Raw genomic sequence first — 19,735 nt, forward strand, 5'->3', positions numbered from 1 at the left:
AAAAAAATTATTATGAAATCAAATAAAAAGAATAAAATATTAAACAATTATAATCCTATAAAGGATCTTTTTCAAGGAAAAACATCTAGACGTGATTTTCTTAAGTGGGTAGGGTTTAGTACAGCTTCTGTGACTTTATCCGCTTGTAAAGGACCAGTTGTTAAATCTATTCCTTATGTAGTCAAACCAGAGAATATCACTCCAGGAATTCCTAACTATTATGCATCCACTATGATTGATTCTTTCGATATAGGAAGTGTTTTAGTGAAAACAAGAGAAGGTCGTCCTATAAAAATAGAACCTAATTTTTATTCTGAATTTTTTAATACAACTTCTGCAAGAATACAATCTTCTTTATTATCTCTTTATGATGAGGAAAGATTAAAAAATCCTTCTTTAAAAGGAAAAAAAAGTTCTTGGAAAGAAATAGATAATTATATTATTCAAAATTTGAAATTTTTATCTAAAACAAAAAAAGATATAATTTTTCTTTCTTCTTCTTTTCCAAGTTTTTCTACAAAAAAATTGATTCAAGATTTCAAGAAAAAATATCCTCGTACAAAATGGGTTACTTATGATCCTATTTCATATTCCAAAGCTTTGGATGCTTCAGAAGAAATATTCGGAATTCGAGGATTTCCAATTTTTGATTTGAATAAATCAGAATTAATCGTTTCGTTTGATGCTGATTTTTTGGGGGATTGGAGTCCTGAAAATATGGCAAAATTTTATGTTTGTAAAAGAAATCCTGAAAAAAATATGATGCAACATATTCAAATAGAAAGCAATATGACAATAACTGGAGCAAATGCAGACATTCGTTTATCTAGAAAGCCTTCTGAAATAAAACAAATGTTGCTTGAAATTTTTCAAAACATTTGTTTAGGAAAGCTCCCAAAGGATAAAAATGCGGAAAGAATAGCTTCATTAATAAATAAAATGGGATCTAAAAGTGTGATTTTTTCAGATGGAGATCAAGAATCTTATGAATTATCTTTTTTAATTAATCAAAAAATTAATAGTCATGCATTGCAACATGATAAATATCTTTTTTCAAAAGAAAGTAATGATAATAAATTCAAAAATTTTTTGAAAGATTTAGAGAACGAAAATGTTGGAGGTTTATTTATTCATAATGTTAATCCTATTTACAGTCTTCCATTTTCTATTTATGAAAAAGTGAAAAAGTGTATCAAAAAAATACCTCTAACAGTTTCTCTTTCCATGAGTAAAGATGAAACCAGTGAAGTCATGGATGTATCAGCTCCTATTCCTCATTGGTTAGAAAGTTGGGGAGATACTTATCCTGTGACTAATGTTTATACATTAATTCAACCTACAATTCAATGTATTTTTAATACAAGACAATTTCAGGATTCTTTAGTAATTTGGAGTGAGATTCAAGAAAAAAATTATTACGAATATTTAAAAAAAACTTGGGAAAAAAATATTATTCCAAAATCCAATGTTTCTTCCTTCAATGAAGCTTTATTTCATGGAGTGGTAAAAATTAAAAATCATAAACCTATTTCAAATAATTTTTCAATAAATCAAAAAAGAATCAAAAAATATGAAAAACAAATAGTAAACCAAAAAAAAATAAAAACAAATTTTGAACTTAGATTATATACTAAAATTAGTATAGGTGACGGTCATCAATATAATAATCCTTGGTTACAAGAACTCCCGGATCCTATTACACGAACTACATGGGAGAACTATTTAACTATATCATATTTTGATGCAAACAAAATGGGATTGAAAAATTGGAACTCTGGAGATGGATCTTTAAATGGAAACTGTGTGGATTTGATTAAAAATAATCAAACAATCATCCAAAATATTCCTGTTTTTATTCAACCTGGACAAGCTTTAGGGTCTTTAGGATTAGCTTTTGGTTATGGTCAAAAAAAGGGAAAATTGTCTAAGATTGTTCACGGAAAAAACGCTTATAGAATCTATGAAGATTTTTTCATAATACAAGATAATATACAGATAAAAAAAGTAGATAAAATCCATAAATTTTCTTGCGTACAGTTACATCATACAATGGTAGGAAGAAATTTAGTAAAAGAAACAGATTTAGATATATTTTTAAACAGACCAAAAGAAATTTGGAATGAAAAAGAAAAAGTTTCAACTCATAAAGGAATGCTTTTTCCAGAAGAAATTTCTATTTGGAATCCAAATCATAAAAAAAAAGAAAAAAAGAATGGACATCATTTTAATTTATCTATAGATTTAAATGCTTGTATTGGATGTGGAGCTTGCGTTATTGCATGTCATTCTGAAAATAATGTTCCTGTTGTTGGAAAAGAGGAAATAGAAAAATCTAGAGATATGCATTGGTTACGTATAGATAGATATTATTTTTCAGATGATGATCCATCTTCAGAAACAAGAAACAATGAAAACAACATTTATGAAAATCCAAAAGTTACTTTTCAACCAATTATGTGTCAGCATTGCGATCATGCTCCTTGTGAAACTGTATGTCCAGTTGGAGCCACTTCTCATGGAAAACAAGGTCAAAATATGATGGCTTACAATCGTTGTGTAGGAACTCGTTATTGTGCGAATAATTGTCCTTATAAAGTAAGACGATTTAATTGGTTTAATTATGTTAATAATCAGAAATTTGATTTCAACATGAATAATGCTTTAGGAAAAATGATACTAAATCCAGATGTTGTTGTTAGAACCAGAGGTGTCATGGAAAAATGTTCTTTATGCATACAAAGAACACAATATGTGATAGGAATCGCAAAAAAAGAAAATAGAAAAATTCAAGATGAAGAATTTGAAACAGCTTGTAGTGTTTCTTGTCCAACCAAAGCTATCACTTTTGGAGATATAAACGACCCTACTAGTCTCATTTCTAAAAAAATAAAAAATCCTAGATCTTATAAACTACTAGATTTTATAGGAGTAAGACCTAATGTCTCTTATCAATTAAAAATTAGAAATAAAAATGAAATAGAAAAAATGAAATAGAAAAAATTATGTTAAATCATTATGAATCTCCTATAAGGAACCCCCTCATTTTAGGAAAAAAAACATTGAAAAATATTACAGATGATATATTCAATCCTATAAAAAATAAAGCCGGAAATCTATGGTGGATTTCTTTATTGATTTCTATTTTCGCTTTTTTATGGGGATTAGGATGTATTTTTTATACAATTGGAACAGGTATAGGTGTATGGGGTTTAAATAAAACAGTTAATTGGGCCTGGGATATTACCAATTTTGTTTGGTGGGTTGGAATTGGTCATGCTGGAACTTTGATTTCAGCTGTTTTGTTATTATTTCGTCAAAAATGGCGTTTATCTATTAATCGTTCAGCAGAAGCTATGACTATTTTTGCAGTAATCCAAGCTGGATTATTTCCTATTATTCATATGGGTAGACCATGGAATGCTCATTGGGTTTTACCCATTCCCAATCAGTTTGGCTCTTTATGGCCAAATTTTAATTCTCCTTTATTGTGGGATGTATTTGCTATTAGTACTTATTTTTCTGTTTCTACTGTTTTTTGGTTTATGGGATTAATTCCAGATTTTGCAATGATACGAGACCGTATTTCAAATCCTTTTCAAAAAAAAATCTATAATATTCTTAGTTTTGGATGGGGGGGGACATCAAAAGATTGGCAAAGATTTGAAGAATTGTCCTTAATTTTAGCTGGGTTATGTACTCCATTGGTTTTCTCTGTTCATACCATAGTTTCTTTTGATTTTTCCACTTCTGTAATTAAGGGGTGGCATAGCACAATATTTCCTCCTTATTTTGTTGCAGGTGCTATATTTTCTGGTTTTGCTATGGTACAGACTTTACTAGGCGTCGCAAGAAAAGTTCTTTCTCTAGAAGATTATATTACCAGAAATCATATTGAATATATGAATATGATTATTTTATTAACAGGAGGAATTGTTTTATTAGCTTATATTTCAGAATTTATTATTGCTTGGTATTCAGGAACCCCTTTTGAAAAATTTATTTATTTTTCTGTAGAAGCATCTAAAGGACCATTTTGGTGGGCCTTTTGGGCTTTAATCATTTGTAATGTCATTATTCCGCAATTTTTATGGATTAAATCTGTACGAAGAAGTTTTTTCTGGTCTTATGTCATAGCTATTGTCATAAATATTGGAATGTGGTTTGAAAGATTTGACATTATTGTTTTAAATCTAAGTCATGATTATCTTCCTTCTTCTTGGACTGGTTTTATTCCTTCATTCGTAGATGTTGGAATCTTTATAGGGACTATTGGTTTATTCTTTATCCTGTATTTGTTATATATACGTGTTTTTCCTGTTATTTCACAATCAGAATTAAAAACAATATTGAAACCAGATCATAAAAAAAAATAGTGAAATGAAGAATATATGTGTACATGCATTATATGATGATGATCATACGTTAATAAATAGTATAAAAATTATACAATATCATAATTATAACATATGTGAAGTTTATTCTCCTTTTCCTATTCATCATTTAACTAAAGTGTTAAAACTAAAAAAAACGAATTTATCTCTTTTATCTTTTATATATGGATTATTGGGTTTTTGCATAGCTTGTGTGTTAACTTGGTATACTATGGTTTGGGATTGGCCTCAAAATATTGGAGGGAAACCTTCTTTTTCTTGGATTAGAAACCTTCCTTCTTTTATTCCTGTTATATTTGAATTTTCAATTTTTTTTTCTGCACATTTTATGTGCATTACTTATCTCATTCAATGTAAATTATTTCCAGGACGTATGTCAAAAAATCCGGATTCAAGAACTACTGATAATATGTTTTTAGTAGAAATTCATACTAAAAAACATTCCGAAAAATTAGTGAATCTATTAAAAGAAAATGGTGCAATAGAGGTCGTGATAAAACAATACTAAATCCAATTAGATTAAATAAAAGAATATAATATTATTATGAATAAATATTTATACGAGTTTATTATTATTTTTTTAAATATGACTTTATTTCTGTTTCTAGAATCTTGTTGGGTTGATAAAACTAAACCTAATATAGTATATATGCCTGATATGTATTATTCAGAAGCATATGAACCTTATTCAGATCCTTATTCCTACAATAAAAAAGATAAAAACATTAAAATTCCTTTCTTTTCAAAAGAAAAAACTTCTTCACTCTATCCAGTAGAAGGAACTGTTTCTAGAAATGATTTATTTTATAATTTGATAAATATAAAAAATAAAGGATTGAATTATTCGAAAAATATCATTAAAAATCCACTATACAGTAGTCATTACGAAAAAAAAGAAATTACAATAAAAAAAGGAGAAAAATTATATCAAATCAATTGTTCTATATGTCATGGTAAAAATGGAGATGGACAAGGAGAATTGGTTAAAAACGAAAAAATTTTTGGAATACCTAATTATAAAGATAGAGATCTTACTATTGGTAGTGTTTATTATGTCATTACATATGGAAAAAATAATATGAATTCTTATGCTTCACAATTAAATGAAAAAGATAGATGGAGGGTATCAGAATATGTTATGTTTTTAAAAAATAAATAAACATGTATCAGTTTTATAAAATGAATAAAAAAATTATCATTATTATGATAATAATCGTAGGTTTTATTTTTATTTCTTTAGATAAAATGTTTCTTGATCAAAAAGAACAAATTTTTTCAGAAAAAAAATATTTTATCACAAAAAATCATAAACCTTGTACCGCATTATATATTTCAATTTTTTATTTTACTTCTATATCTTTAGGAGCATTGTTTTTTTTAGGAATACAAAATATATCAAAATCAGGTTGGTCTGTGATTATTCATCCGATCATGGAGGAAGTTTCTTCTTTTATTCCATATGGTGGTTTTATGATTCTTCTCATTTTGTTATTAAATGCTATGGATATAGTACATATATTTCATTGGATGAATTCAGATTTATATAATCCTATTTCTTTAAAGTATGACAAAATTATTGCCAGTAAAAAATTTTTTTTGAATATTCCATTTTTCTTAGTAAGAAGTACTATTTATGTATTAATATGTAGTTTTTTTTATTTAAAAATTAAAAGAATATCTTGTACATTATATATATCCCATTCATTAAATGATTATAAAAAATTATATTTTAGATCTCTTATTTTCGTTATATCTTTTTCTATTATTTCCATACTTATGACATGGGATTGGATCATGTCTTTAAACCCACATTGGGTTAGTACTTTATTGGGGTGGTATGTTTTGAGTAGTTTCATGATAACAGGAATAAGTACTATCACAATAATATCTATTTATCTTAACAAAAAAGGATTCTTTCCTTTATTTAGGAAAAGTCATTTACATGATCTGAGTAAGTATCTATTTTCTGGTAGCTTGTTGTGGACTTATTTTTGGTTTTCACAATTTTTTCTGTATTGGTATGGAAATATTCCAGAAGAAATTACATATTTTATAAAAAGAGAAGAAATTTACAATTCCATCCATTTTTGGATGCTGATTCCTAATTTTTTAGTTCCTTTTTTTGGATTAATCAGTAGTAAAAGCAAATCAAATAACAAAATAGTCTTTTTCGTCTCTTTAATATTACTCATAGGACATTACATAGACACATACAATTTAATAGCTCCAGATATTAATGAGGGTGCAAAATTTTGTATATTCGAAATCATAGGTTCTTTATTAATCATAGGAGGATTTTTTATTTATATTTTATTTTCAAATTTTAATAAAAGAAAAATCAATTCTTCTGAAGGAAATCCTTTTTTTCAGGAAAGTAAAAATTATAAGTATCCTTACATGTAAAGAAAATATTACATCTTTTTTTTCAAAAAAAAACTTCAATTTCATAAAAAAAAAGAATCTATTTTTTTTTATCTTTTATAAAATTCATGATAGATTTGTTAGAACCAAAAAGAGTTAATATATCCCCTTTTTGTAAAACAGTTTCTCCTGTCACTAATCCTATGACTTTTCTTGTAGAAATCCCTTTGGATGACAATGGATTACGAATGTCTCGTATTACGGTAATTAAAGACACAGAATATTTTTGTGTTAATTTTAAACTTTTCACAGATTTTCCACTAAAAGAATATGGAGAAAAAACTTCTGCTATAGAATGCTTATTATCTACTCTGAAATAATCTAAAGCATAATTAAAAGATATTTGTTTCGTCAAACGAAACGCTGCATCTTGTTCTGGATGAATTACGTCATTAATTCCCATAGCTTCTAATATTGTATCATGTATTTTGGATAAAGATCTACTTATAATTTTCAAATTTTTATATTTTTTAAGTATAGCTGTCGTTACTATTGATGAACCTTCGTTTTCTCCAATTGCTACAATTCCTAAATTTGCTTGTTGAATTGGCAATACTTTGTAAGCAGCTTCATTATTTGCATCCATACATACTACATTCGCTATATGATCTTTTAATAAATCCACTTTCTCCATTTTATGATCTATACCAAAAACTTCATGTCCATTATCTGTTAAATTAAGTGCTAAAGATCTTCCAAAATTTCCTAACCCAATAATTATAATTTTCATATTTTCTGTTTACTTACTCTTCTTAATTAATAAGAATATTTCCTTTAGGATATCTATAATAATGATGAGAACCAATTTTATTTTTTTTCAATAACCCAATCATAACATTAAAAATTCCTATTCTTCCTAATAACATTAAAAGTATTAAAATCAATTTACTTCCGTTTGACAAATTAGAAGTTATTCCTAAAGATAATCCTGCTGTAGAAAAAGCGGAAAATACTTCGAAAGAAATTGATAGAATATCTTCTTTTGGATCCAAAAAAATTATAATTAAAATACTTATGTATATAACGATTATAGATAACATAATAATAGAAAAAGATAAACGAATCGATTCCGAAGATATTTCTTTTCTTTGTATTTCTAATCTATTTTTTCCTCTAGATAAAGAAATAACATTCATTAACGCTAATGCAAAAGTACTTGTTTTTATCCCTCCACCAGTAGAAGCTGGAGAAGCTCCTATCCACATCAAAAAAATAGTAAAAAAAATAGTAATTGGAGTAAAAGTGTTCATATTTAACACATGAAATCCAGCTGTTCTAGATGTGGCGGAAGAAAAAAACGAAACAATCCATTTTCCATGAAAAGAAGAATGTTCGGAAAGAGAACAATGATATTCACTGATATAATAAAAAACGGTTCCAAAAACAAGCAAAAAAAAAGTGGTTAGTATAACAATTTTTGTATTTAAAGTTACGACATGTACAGGGCATCTAAAATCTTCATCTTTAAATATTTTTAAAAAATATTTTTTTATCGTCAACCATATATATGTAAAAAAATTAAATAAAATGTTAAAACCTATTCCTCCCAATATTAGTAAAAAAGCGATAATTAATTGAAATATATAATTAAATCTCACAGATTGTGAATATAATCCTTGACTTAGGGTAGAAAATCCACTATTACAAAAAGCGGATATAGAATGAAAAATAGAAAAAAACAAAATATTATCAGATTCTATTGTATTTTTCTCTTTAATAGAAAAATAAATTAATAAAGTTCCTATAAATTCTACTGTTAAAGTAAACATGACTACTTTTACAGCTAAACTAAGAACGTTATTTGTTGTTTTTGTATTTAAAAAATTACTAATAAAAATAGCTTCCTTAAAAGAAAATCCATCTCTAAAAAAGTAACTAAAAAAAGAAGTTATAGTTAAAATGCCTAATCCTCCCAGTTCTATTAATATAAGTATAAAAATTTTTCCTAAATAGGTAAAATCTTTAGCTGTATCTAATACTACTAATCCTGTTACACATACCGCACTAGTAGAAGTAAATAAAGCATCTATAAATGATATTTTTTTGACTGTAGATGCAGGAAGCATTAATAAAATAGATCCCAAAAAGGATAAAAAAACAAAACTTGTAATGAATATAAAAGCAGGATTATGAATTTTAACGTATACTATTCGCATGAAATAAGTGACACGAATCAAAACATATACAATTAAACTAATAAGTGTGTATATTTTGATATCTGAAGTTATATTTTCATTATAATAATAAAAGAAAAAAATTTTTAAAAAGGAAAAAATAAGAGAAAGCATCAATATAAAAAAGGATAAAAAAATCATGGATTTATAACCTTTATCAAGGTTTTTATCAAGGAGAATTAAAAAGTGTAACATACTTATTATTAATACAATTCCTAAAAGGATCTCTACATTAAAAAATCGAAAAGTTTTCCATCCCAAGGAAAGAATTATATAAATAAATATAATTGGAGTAAACATATCCAAAAAATTTTGAAATCTTATTTGGATCATGATTGTTGTATGAAAGACTTTAATTTTTTGATCATAAAAAAAGATATTGATTTCTAATTAAAATAAACAATTTTATTTTTTTTGTATCATAATTTTATAGAAAGAACAATTCATCGCTTAAAATGATTGATTTCATAATCAATTCTATCTATATCTAAAAGTCATTTCTTTGTTATAAAATCGAAAATAAGGAAAGTGGTTTGTTTATATAATTTTTTTGGAACCCTTTGCCTTCCATTAATTAATAACTGAATCAATCAGTCGGTAGGGAAATAGAAAAAATAAATGGATAGGATTACGACTTTTACAGAAAAAACCTCTATCAATAAATAAGAAGAGGAAATGAATCGGTAAAAAAATAAGGATTGTTATTAAATTTTTGATTCAGATTTTATATGAAAAATAGCATATATAGAACTATTTCCAGTATTTTGGAAATCTTTTTCTCAAAAAATGTATGTATTTTGTTATAAATAGAAAGGAATAAATTTTTCTATATCATGAAATTTTTTTTTACAAAAATTTTTATAAGAAATGAGAGCCATATCCATTGCAGATGGCGTTTTGTATAAAAGTTCTCTTTTTCCTGTTGTAAGGATTTTCTTCTTTTTAAGAGAAGAAATATTTCCTATAATAAAATGGACTTTTTTATATTCTGATATCGATTTGAAAAAATCATCATCTAATTTTTTTATTCCAATGGGATTTAATCTTTTTTTTGATTCATTAAATAATGAAGTATAGAAAAAATCAGATCTAGCATGTATCATAGGAATTAAGAATCCTTTTTTTATGTTGATTTTATAACTCATTACTGTCAATGTATCTACAGATAACAAAGGAATATTTAAAGCACAACACAATCCTCTAGCCGCCGATGCTCCTATCCTTAAAGAAGTATAGGAACCTGGGCCTTTGCTAACACAAACAGACTTTAAGTCTTTAAGATGAATTCCGGAAGTACTTGTAGCATATTGTATAAATGTGTGCAATTTTTCCGAATGAAAATATTCTTTTGAACATTCTTCTATAGAAGTTAAACATATTCCATTTTTAGCAATACTGACTGAACAATTTTTGGTAGAAGTTTCTAAATTTAGAATTAAAGACATATATATTAAATTTTTTAAAAATTAATGTATTCAAAAATAAAATGATAAGAACAGAAAAAGTAATTAGATATATTGTTTCCTGGTTGAAAAGATATATTCAAAAATCTAAATCTAATGGTTTTATTATTGGAATATCTGGAGGTGTTGATTCTTCCGTCACTTCTTTTTTAGTAGCTATGACAAAATTTCCTACTCTCATATTAGAAATGCCTATTCTGGAAAAAGAAAAAAATTTTTTTCCTATAAAACATGCAAAATTTTTGAAAAAAAAATTTTCGAATGTTTATTATCTTGAAAAAGATTTATCTGCTTTATTCAAAACTTTTTGTCATACAACAAATGATATTCCAGAAAATTCGAAACTTTCTTTAGCATTAGCTAATGTAAAATCTCGTATTCGTATGTTAACTTTATACTATTATGCTAATATAAAAAATTATCTTGTTGTTGGAACTGGAAATAAAGTGGAAGATTTTGGAGTTGGTTTTTTTACAAAATATGGAGATGGAGGAGTGGATTTACATCCTATAGCTGATTTAACTAAGAGTGAAGTTCGTTTTTTAGCTAAAAAATTAAATATTCTTGATGAAATTCAAAAAGCAAAACCAACGGATGGACTTTGGGAAGATCAACGATCAGATGAAGATCAATTAGGAGCGACTTATGAAGAATTAGAATGGGCTATGAAAATTATGGAAACAAAAAATGATACTTTTTCTGAAATGGAATATAAAATTTTAAAAAAATATAAAATGTTACATAAAAAAAATAGACATAAAATGATTCCTATTCCTATATGTAAAATACCTGATGGTATAAAAGATGAAAATTCTATCTTATTATGAATAATAAAAAATATTTAACAATAAATCATAAAAAAATCGTTTTCGTAACTTTGTTTCCCATGGATTAAGTTCATTTAATGATGGAAGAAAAACATAATAAAATTAAAAAAAAAAAGTTGAATCAAAAATATAATTCTATTTTAAATCATTCAATTAATTCAGATTTGACTTCACAAAATAACGTTTATTTTATGAGTGATGAAGAAAAAATTGAGAAAATAAAAAAACATTTTTTTCAGATTATGGAAATTTTAGGGTTGGATATGAATGATGATAGTTTACGAAAAACACCAAAACGGGTTGCAAAAATGTTTATACAAGAAATATTCAGTGGGCTTAACCCAAAGAATACACCTAATTTTTCCATTTTTGAAAATAAATACAGATATAACCAAATGTTAATAGAAAAAAATATAACAGTTTATTCCACTTGTGAACATCATTTTCTTCCCATCATAGGAAAAGCACATGTAGGTTATATTTCTAATGGAAAAGTTGTAGGGCTTTCTAAAATCAATAGAATTGTCAACTTTTATGCAAAAAGACCACAAGTTCAAGAACGTTTAACAATACAAATTGTTCAATCCTTAAAAAAAATGTTAGAAACACAAGATGTAGCTTGTATTATAGAGGCAAAACATTTGTGCGTAAATTCTCGTGGAATCAAAGATACAGATAGTAGTACTGTTACTACTGAGTTAATAGGATCCTTTAAAAATAATTCAGAAATTCGAAAAGAATTTTTGCATCATATTGGAATTTCTTAAATGAAAAAAAATGGAGGAAAATAGTTATCAACAAAAAAATAGAAATCATTTAAAAATATATAATTCTTTAACAGGAAAAAAAGAATTATTTCATCCGATTCACAAGGAATATGTTGGTCTTTATGTATGTGGACCTACGGTTTATAACTACTTACATTTAGGAAATTGTAGAACTTTTATATCATTTGATATTGTTTTTCGTTATTTAAAACATTTGGGATATAAAGTTCGTTATGTGAGAAATATTACTGATGTTGGACATTTAGAAAATGAAAATTTGGATATAGAAGATAAAATTTCTAAAAAATCTCGTTTAGAAGGACTTGAACCCATGGAAATTGTTCAAAAATACACTCTTTCTTTTCACAACTTATTAAATGTTCTAAATGTGTTACCTCCAAGTATAGAACCAACGGCTACAGGTCATATTATAGAACAAATAGATATGATTCAAGAGCTAATTAAAAAAAAATTAGCATACGAAGTAAATGGTTCTGTTTATTTTGATTTAAAAGAATATAGAAAATTCTATCCTTATGGGGTGATTAGCAAAAATCAAGTTGATCAACTTTTTTATAAAAAATTAAAATTTATAGAAGAAAAACGTGGATTTCATGATTTTTCTCTTTGGAAAAAAGCTCATTCTAATCATATTATGAATTGGAATTCTCCATGGGGAAGAGGATTTCCTGGTTGGCATATAGAATGTACTACAATGAGTACAAAATATTTAGGAGAAACTTTTGACATCCATGGTGGAGGAATAGATCTAAAATTTCCTCATCATGAATGCGAATTAGCACAAGCTATAGGAATTTATAACAAAAGTTATTTTGCTCATTATTGGATGCATACAAATATGCTTACTTTAAATGGAAAAAAAATGAGTAAGTCTACAGGAAATTTTTTGGAATTAAAAGATATTATTTATAACAAAACTTGTAACAAAACTTTTTTTCCTAGTATTTTCAGGTTTTACATTTTACAAACCCATTATAGAAACATTATGAATTTTTCCAATAAAGGACTAATAGAAGCTGAAAAAGGATATCATAAAATCATGAAAGCTATAAAAATATTAAAAAATTTAGAACCTAAGACTAAAACATCAAAAAATTTCGACATTGTTTTTAATGTTCATCATTGGATAGATATTTGTTATCAAGCTATTAATGATGACTTTAATCTTCCTTTATTAATAACTCATTTATTTCAAATTTCTACACTCATCATTAATGATTCCATTCAGAACATATCTCATTTTCATCTATTAAAAAAATATATGATTTATTTTGTTTTTGATATTTTAGGAATTCAAGAAATCAACCATCATGAAGAAGATTCTAAAAAATTAAAAATCCTCATTGAGAGATTGATCAAATTTCGTACAGAAGAAAGAAAACAAAAACATTGGATCATTTCAGATAAAATTAGACAAGAACTGTATCATATAGGAGTTTTATTACATGATAATAAATTTTTATAGAGCTTTAAAAGCCTGATCAAGATCTTCTATAAGATCTTCTGTGTTTTCGATTCCAAGAGATAACCGAATCATAGAATCTTGTATTCCTGCATTCATTCTGATTTCTAAAGGAGTAGATTTGTGAGTCATAGTTGCTGGATGACAAATTAAACTTTTTGTACCTCCCAAACTTTCTGCCAATTTAAATAACTTTGTAGAAGTCACAACTTGTTTTGCTGATTCTACTGTATTTTTTTTTAAACTAAAAGAAACAATTCCTCCAAAATATCGTTGTTGTTTTACTGCAATAAAATGATTTTTATGATGAGATAATCCAGGATAATAAACTTTATCTATTTCATCATTCTTTTTGTTCTTTAAAAAAGAAGCGATTTGGAAAGCATTTTGAGATTGTTTCTTGATACGTAAATATAACGTTTGGATTCCTCTTATAGTCAACCAACAATCAATAGGAGATAAAACCCCTCCAGTTGCATTTTGAATATACTTGAGTTTTTCATATAAATCTGGTTTTTTTACAGTAATTGATCCAGCTAACACATCTGAATGTCCTGATAAATATTTTGTAGCACTATGAACTACTATATCTGATCCTAATTTCAAAGGATTTTGAATAGCAGGAGAAGCAAATGTATTATCTACAACAACTAAAATAGTTGGATTTTTCTTTTTTGATTTTTTACTAATAAATTCTATATCAGATATTTTTAACGTAGGATTGGTAGGGGATTCTAACCAAACTAATTTTGTATTATCAGAAATAAAAGATATAGTTTTTTCTATATCTGTTGTATCTACAAATTTAGTATTAATTCCTAATTTTTTATATAAATTAAATAAACGAAATGTTCCTCCATAAATATCGTCTACAGCTACGATTTCATCTCCACATTTTAGCAATTTTAATACAGCATCTACAGATGCTAATCCAGAAGAAAATGCTAAACTAGCATAACCGTATTCCAAATTAGTTATTAAATCTTCCAATATTTTCCTTGTAGGATTATTCGTTCTAGTATAATCAAATCCTTTATGAACACCAGGAGCTTCCTGTACGTAAGTTGAAGTTTGATATATTGGTGTAGAAATAGCCCCTGTAAGAGGATCAGATAAAATATTTTGAATAAGTTTTGTTTCTTCCTTCATTGTCTATAATTAATTTTATATAATCTCGTATGCAAATGTACTCAAAATGAAAATACAATTTTTGGAATTTTTTTCTAAAAAAACGACATTTTTTTTGAAAAAAATATAAATTTGTTTCCTATTTTTCGATTTTTAGTAAATGATTTCAAAAAAAATAATATATTTTCTATTCTTTTTTTTGTTTTTATTTTTGTTTGTCGAATCTTCTGATAAAAATAAAAATCAGAATGTGAAAATAAAAAATGAAAATAAAAATAATATGGATATAGCTCATATTATTTTGGATCATGTCAATGACTCTCATGAATGGCATATTGCAGGGACTCCAAATCATGGAATTATTTTTTCTTTGCCAGTTATTTTATGGAATAATGGATTAGAAATTTTTTTTTCCTCTAAATTTTCATGTGGAAATGTGGTAGAAGGAAAATATGGATATTATAAGATGTTTAGAGAAACAATATATAAAACCAATGATATTGGATTATTACATATGGATTCGAAAGGAAATCCAAAAAATGATAAACCTTGGGATTTTTCTATTACAAAAAATGTGGTATCCCTTTTTATATCCTCTTTTTTGTTATCTTATATTTTCATACGAATGAAACGTAATTATAAAAATCATCAAATGAAATGGAGTTTAGGAATTTGTTTAGAATTTTTAATTTTGTTTATACGGGATGAAATTGCAATTCCTAATATTGGAAAGAAATATAAAATTTTTCTTCCTTTTTTGTTAACATCCTTTTTTTTTATATTAATTAATAATTTGATAGGTCTTATTCCAGGATTTCCAAATGTAACAGGAAACATAAATATTACATTAGTATTAGCGATTATGACATTTATTGTTACCAATATCAATGCAAATATGAGTTATTGGAAACATATTTTTTGGATGCCAGGAGTTCCAACGGGAATTAGATTATTATTAGCTCCTATAGAATTTATTGGAATTTTTATTCGTCCATTAACTTTGTGTATTCGATTGTTTGCTAATATTACTGCCGGACACATAATTATTTTAAGTTTTATTTGTCTCATTTTTATTTTTAAAAATTTTTTCGTAACTGGGTTTTCCATAATTTTCGGTTTCTTCATTTCTATGTTAGAAATTATGGTCGCTTTTTTACAAGCTTTTATTTTTACAACTTTGTCTTCCTTACTTATAGGAATGTCTGTGAAAGATTATGACTATGACAATGAAACACATTAAAAATATTATTATTATATGAATATAGATTTAACTTACTCAGGTTTAGCTGCTTTAGGATCTGGTCTTGCAGTCATAGGAGCGGGATTAGGAATTGGAAAAATCGGAAGTTCTGCAATGGATGCTATTGCTAGACAACCTGAGGCTTCAAATAAAATACAGAATGCTATGATTATAGCGTCTGCACTGATTGAAGGATCCGCATTATTTGGAATAGTCACAACATTATTAGCTGTATTTAAATAAAATTTCAATGGATTTAGTGACTCCTTCTATTGGACTCATTGTTTGGCATACAATAATATTTATAATTCTTATGTTTTTTCTTTCAAAATTTGCTTGGAATCCCATAATAAAATTTATTGATCAAAGAGAGGAAAAAATTAAAATATCTATTGAAAAAGCAGATCAAGTGAAAAAAGAATTAAAACATGTAGAAGATCAAAAAAATAAAATTTTAAAAGAAACTCATGTGAAAAGAGATATGATTTTGAAAGAAGCTATTCAAATCAAAGAAAAAATAAAATCAAAAGCTAAAGAGGAAGGAATGATAGAAAAGAAAAAAATTATAGAAGAAACAAAAAAAAATATTCAAATAGAAAAGAAAGTTGCTATTCGTCAATTAAAGAATAAAATAGGAGATATCTCTATTCAAATAGCCGAAAAAATCTTAAAAAAAGAGTTAGATCAATACGATAAACAAGATAAATTTATAAAAGAATTAGTAGATAAATTGTCCTAATTTAATGTTTTCAAATAAAAATCAAAAAATCATTCAACATTACGCTAGAATTTTTTTTGAGTATTCTGTTATGAATATGAATGATAATGATATTGAAATTTTTTATCAAAAAATCAAAAAAGTATGCTTTTTTTTAAGTAAAAATAAAAATGTTTATAAAATTCTTAACACAAATCTATTATATACTGAAAAAAAAATAAAAATTTTCAAAAAAATATTTTACAATTTTGATGTTTTACTTTTTAAATTTATTAAACTCCTCATTCTAAAAAAAAGAGAATCTTTTTTGAAAGAAATTCTTTCAGAATACGATAGAATATACGAAGAAGATCAAAAAGGATTTGTAAAATCTATTGTAATTTCTTCTTTTCCTTTGAGAAAGGATATACAAGAAATGATTGCACATAAAATAATATCTAATAAAAAAAAATTTCACATCATTAATCAAATTGATAAATCTATTATTGGAGGCTTTATATTTCGTATAGGATATAAAGAATGGAATTTTAGCATTCAGGAACAGTTGTCCCATATTCAAAAAAATATATTTCAAAATCAATATTAATTAAAAAATAAAAGTTTTTATTTTCATATGTCAGATTTAAAATATTCTGAAATATCATCAATTCTTAAAGAAGAATTATCAAATTTTCAATTTGAATCCAAATTATCCGAATTTGGTGTTATTGTTCAAATAGGAGATGGTGTTGTTAGGTCTTTTGGATTAAATTCTGCTTTTTATGGAGAATTAGTAGAATTCCAGAATGGAATTAAAGGAATGGTTTTAAACCTAGAAGAAGACCATGTTAGCATTGTTTTACTTAGTCCATCAAAAAATTTGAAAGAAGGAGATATCGTAAAAAAAACTGGAAAAAATTTCTCGATCAAAGTAGGAGAAAATATGTTGGGTCGTGTTGTAGATACATTAGGAAATCCTATAGATGGAAAAGGCCCTATAGAAGGAAAACTATTTGAAATGCCATTGGAAAGAAAGGCTCCAGGTGTGATTTATAGAGAACCTGTTCAAGAACCTCTTCAAACTGGTATAAAATTTATAGATTCTATGATTCCTATAGGAAGAGGACAGAGAGAGTTAATTATTGGAGATAGACAAACGGGAAAAACAACCATAGCTATTGATACAATTATCAATCAAAAGAGATTTTTTGAAAAAAATAATCCTATTTATTGCATTTATGTAGCCGTTAGTCAAAAAGGGTCTACTATAGCAAGAATTTTAAAAATATTACAAGAAAAAGAAGCTATGTCTTATACAATTATAGTAGCAGCAAATTCTTCTAATCCCGCTTCTATGCAAGTTTATGCTCCTTTTTCTGGTACGGCTATAGGAGAATATTTCCGGGATACAGGTCGTTCTGCTTTAGTGATATATGATGATCTTTCAAAACAAGCGGTTTCTTATAGAGAAATATCCTTATTATTAAGACGTCCACCTGGTAGAGAAGCCTATCCAGGAGATGTTTTTTATTTACATTCTCGTCTTTTAGAACGAGCCGCTAAAATAATAAAAGATCAAAAAATGGCTGAAAAAATGAATGACATTCCATTTTCTATTAGAAAACAAATAAAAGGTGGAGGTTCTTTAACTGCTTTGCCTATTATTGAAACTCAATCTGGAGATATCTCTTCTTATATTCCTACTAATGTTATTTCTATTACAGACGGTCAGATTTTTTTAGAAAAAGATTTATTCCATTCTGGAATTCGTCCTGCAATTAATGAAAGTATATCTGTTTCTCGTGTAGGAGGGGCTGCACAAATTCAATCTATGAGAAAAATATCTGGAACTCTAAAATTAGATCAAGCTCAATTCAGAGAATTAGAATCTTTTTCAAAATTTGGTTCTGAACTAGATTCATCTACTACGAATATTTTAAAAAAGGGAAGAATTAATATGGAAATATTAAAACAAAATCCTCATACCCCCTATGATATCGCAGATCAAATAGCTATTATTTATGCTGGTACTAAAAATTTCCTTAAAAAGGTTCCTATTGATAAAATTTCAGATTTTGAAAAAGAATATCTTTTTTATTTAAACGAAAAACATGAAAATGTCTTAAATTCTTTAAGAAACGGAATTTTTGACAAAAAAATATCTGATATTTTAGAAACAGTAGCTTTACAATTAAGTGATAAATACGTTCCTTAATTTTTTATTATGTCTAATCCAAAAGAAATCAAGAGAAGAATATTATCTATAGAATCAGTTATAAAAACTACAGAAGCAATGAAAATGATTTCTATAGTAAAATTACGAAAAGCAAAAAATTTACTGATGAAAGTAAGAATTTATTTAGATTCCATAGAGACAATTCTTTTCGATCTTTTGTTTACAGGAAACAAAGAAAAATTTGAAAAAAATCCATATTTTTCAAAAAAAGGAAGAATAAAATTATTTATTGTATTTACTTCTGATCGTGGCTTATGTGGTTCTTTCAATTCTCTAATTTTTGAAAAAATTAATCATATTTTTCAAACAAAAGGGTATTTACATAATGAATGTTTATTTTTTTCTATTGGAAAAAAAGGATTCGATTTTTTATGTAAAAAGAAATATAATATGTCCAATCAAAATTGGATCGGAAACAATTTATCCCATCAAAAAATCCAATTTTTAGTATCAGAGTTCATTTTTGGTTTTTTAAAAAAAAAGTTTTCTTCGATTTATTTAATCTACAATCACTTGAAAAAATCCTCCTTTCAAGAAGTAGTTCTAGAAAAATTTCTTCCTATTACTATTAAAGATTTTAGAAAAAAAACATTAGGATCTTCCTATATTTTAGAACCTTCTCAAAAAGAAATATTAAATTTTATAATTCCAAAATTTTTAAATGCAAAATTATTAAAAATTTTTTGGAAATCTACTACAGCAGAACATACATCTCGTATGATATCTATGCATAAAGCTACAGAAAATGCATCTGATATTAAACATGATCTAATATTAAATTATAATAAAGAAAGACAAACTACGATTACTAAAGAAATACTTGAAATTATAAGTGGATTAGAATCTTTGAACAAAAAGAAATAATAAAAATTTCAATTCAAATTATATTAATTATATATTTATTTACA

At 26.0% G+C, this 19,735-nt stretch carries 18 protein-coding genes; 14 read left to right on the forward strand and 4 right to left on the reverse strand.

Annotation, left to right across the window (positions count from 1 at the left end; genetic code table 11):
* Window positions 1-12: 12 nt before the first annotated feature.
* Genes BPAA_RS00290 through BPAA_RS00310 form a run of 5 tightly spaced genes read left to right on the forward strand, consistent with a single transcriptional unit; the run spans window position 13 to window position 6,794 of the window.
* On the forward strand, window positions 13-2,994 hold the full coding sequence (locus tag BPAA_RS00290) for a 4Fe-4S dicluster domain-containing protein (protein ID WP_051048858.1): 2,982 nt from the start codon (window positions 13-15) through the stop codon (window positions 2,992-2,994).
* Window positions 2,995-3,002: 8 nt separating this feature from the next.
* Window positions 3,003-4,373, forward strand: a complete 1,371-nt coding sequence (gene nrfD, locus BPAA_RS00295) for an NrfD/PsrC family molybdoenzyme membrane anchor subunit (RefSeq protein ID WP_015429682.1) — start codon at window positions 3,003-3,005, stop codon at window positions 4,371-4,373.
* A gap of 4 nt (window positions 4,374-4,377) precedes the next feature.
* Window positions 4,378-4,899 carry a DUF3341 domain-containing protein gene (locus BPAA_RS00300; protein ID WP_015429683.1) on the forward strand — a complete coding sequence of 174 codons (522 nt, stop codon included), beginning with the start codon at window positions 4,378-4,380 and terminating at the stop codon, window positions 4,897-4,899.
* A gap of 36 nt (window positions 4,900-4,935) precedes the next feature.
* Window positions 4,936-5,550, forward strand: coding sequence for a c-type cytochrome (locus tag BPAA_RS00305; RefSeq protein ID WP_015429684.1), 615 nt, complete (start codon window positions 4,936-4,938; stop codon window positions 5,548-5,550).
* Between the two features lie 44 nt (window positions 5,551-5,594).
* Complete coding sequence (locus tag BPAA_RS00310; RefSeq protein ID WP_231840111.1) at window positions 5,595-6,794, forward strand: hypothetical protein; 1,200 nt, start codon at window positions 5,595-5,597, stop codon at window positions 6,792-6,794.
* Between the two features lie 58 nt (window positions 6,795-6,852).
* Here the strand turns inward: BPAA_RS00310 and BPAA_RS00315 are convergent, their stop codons facing one another.
* The 3 genes from BPAA_RS00315 to tsaB all read right to left on the reverse strand — a co-directional run bounded on the left by BPAA_RS00315 (window position 6,853) and on the right by tsaB (window position 10,431).
* Window positions 6,853-7,542, reverse strand: a complete 690-nt coding sequence (locus tag BPAA_RS00315) for a potassium channel family protein (RefSeq protein ID WP_015429686.1) — start codon at window positions 7,540-7,542, stop codon at window positions 6,853-6,855.
* Between the two features lie 22 nt (window positions 7,543-7,564).
* Window positions 7,565-9,319 (reverse strand): TrkH family potassium uptake protein, encoded by a 1,755-nt coding sequence (locus tag BPAA_RS00320; RefSeq protein WP_023469899.1) that lies wholly within the window; start codon window positions 9,317-9,319, stop codon window positions 7,565-7,567.
* Between the two features lie 467 nt (window positions 9,320-9,786).
* The gene (tsaB, locus tag BPAA_RS00325; RefSeq protein WP_015429688.1) at window positions 9,787-10,431 is read right to left on the reverse strand and encodes a tRNA (adenosine(37)-N6)-threonylcarbamoyltransferase complex dimerization subunit type 1 TsaB; all 645 of its coding nucleotides are present in this window, start codon (window positions 10,429-10,431) and stop codon (window positions 9,787-9,789) included.
* Between the two features lie 41 nt (window positions 10,432-10,472).
* On the opposite strand from tsaB, the gene nadE reads away from it, so the two are divergent.
* The 3 genes from nadE to cysS all read left to right on the forward strand — a co-directional run bounded on the left by nadE (window position 10,473) and on the right by cysS (window position 13,529).
* Window positions 10,473-11,276 carry an NAD(+) synthase gene (nadE, locus tag BPAA_RS00330; RefSeq protein ID WP_015429689.1) on the forward strand — a complete coding sequence of 268 codons (804 nt, stop codon included), beginning with the start codon at window positions 10,473-10,475 and terminating at the stop codon, window positions 11,274-11,276.
* A 77-nt stretch (window positions 11,277-11,353) separates the two neighbouring features.
* Entirely contained in the window at window positions 11,354-12,043 is a 690-nt protein-coding gene (gene folE / locus BPAA_RS00335; protein ID WP_015429690.1) for a GTP cyclohydrolase I FolE, read from the forward strand.
* Between the two features lie 10 nt (window positions 12,044-12,053).
* Window positions 12,054-13,529 carry a cysteine--tRNA ligase gene (cysS, locus tag BPAA_RS00340; RefSeq protein ID WP_015429691.1) on the forward strand — a complete coding sequence of 492 codons (1,476 nt, stop codon included), beginning with the start codon at window positions 12,054-12,056 and terminating at the stop codon, window positions 13,527-13,529.
* Here cysS and BPAA_RS00345 read toward each other — a convergent pair.
* Complete coding sequence (locus BPAA_RS00345; protein ID WP_015429692.1) at window positions 13,524-14,675, reverse strand: trans-sulfuration enzyme family protein; 1,152 nt, start codon at window positions 14,673-14,675, stop codon at window positions 13,524-13,526. The two genes, cysS and BPAA_RS00345, sit on opposite strands and share 6 nt — an antisense overlap.
* A gap of 139 nt (window positions 14,676-14,814) precedes the next feature.
* Between BPAA_RS00345 and atpB the strand changes: the two genes are divergently transcribed.
* The 6 genes from atpB to atpG are packed head-to-tail and all read left to right on the forward strand — an operon-like array spanning window position 14,815 to window position 19,691.
* Window positions 14,815-15,894, forward strand: a complete 1,080-nt coding sequence (gene atpB / locus BPAA_RS00350) for a F0F1 ATP synthase subunit A (RefSeq protein ID WP_023469900.1) — start codon at window positions 14,815-14,817, stop codon at window positions 15,892-15,894.
* A gap of 15 nt (window positions 15,895-15,909) precedes the next feature.
* Complete coding sequence (gene atpE, locus BPAA_RS00355) at window positions 15,910-16,137, forward strand: ATP synthase F0 subunit C (RefSeq protein ID WP_015429694.1); 228 nt, start codon at window positions 15,910-15,912, stop codon at window positions 16,135-16,137.
* A gap of 7 nt (window positions 16,138-16,144) precedes the next feature.
* A complete protein-coding gene (gene atpF / locus BPAA_RS00360; RefSeq protein WP_015429695.1) occupies window positions 16,145-16,633 on the forward strand; it encodes a F0F1 ATP synthase subunit B in 489 nt (162 codons plus the stop codon).
* A gap of 4 nt (window positions 16,634-16,637) precedes the next feature.
* Window positions 16,638-17,198, forward strand: coding sequence for an ATP synthase F1 subunit delta (atpH, locus tag BPAA_RS00365; RefSeq protein WP_015429696.1), 561 nt, complete (start codon window positions 16,638-16,640; stop codon window positions 17,196-17,198).
* Window positions 17,199-17,225: 27 nt separating this feature from the next.
* Complete coding sequence (gene atpA, locus BPAA_RS00370; RefSeq protein ID WP_015429697.1) at window positions 17,226-18,806, forward strand: F0F1 ATP synthase subunit alpha; 1,581 nt, start codon at window positions 17,226-17,228, stop codon at window positions 18,804-18,806.
* A 9-nt stretch (window positions 18,807-18,815) separates the two neighbouring features.
* Window positions 18,816-19,691: an ATP synthase F1 subunit gamma gene (gene atpG, locus BPAA_RS00375; RefSeq protein ID WP_015429698.1), complete on the forward strand. Its 876-nt coding sequence runs from the start codon at window positions 18,816-18,818 to the stop codon at window positions 19,689-19,691.
* Window positions 19,692-19,735 lie beyond the last annotated feature (44 nt).

It is taken from the genome of Blattabacterium cuenoti BPAA (assembly GCF_000348805.1).
GTDB classification, from domain to species: domain Bacteria; phylum Bacteroidota; class Bacteroidia; order Flavobacteriales; family Blattabacteriaceae; genus Blattabacterium; species Blattabacterium cuenoti_B.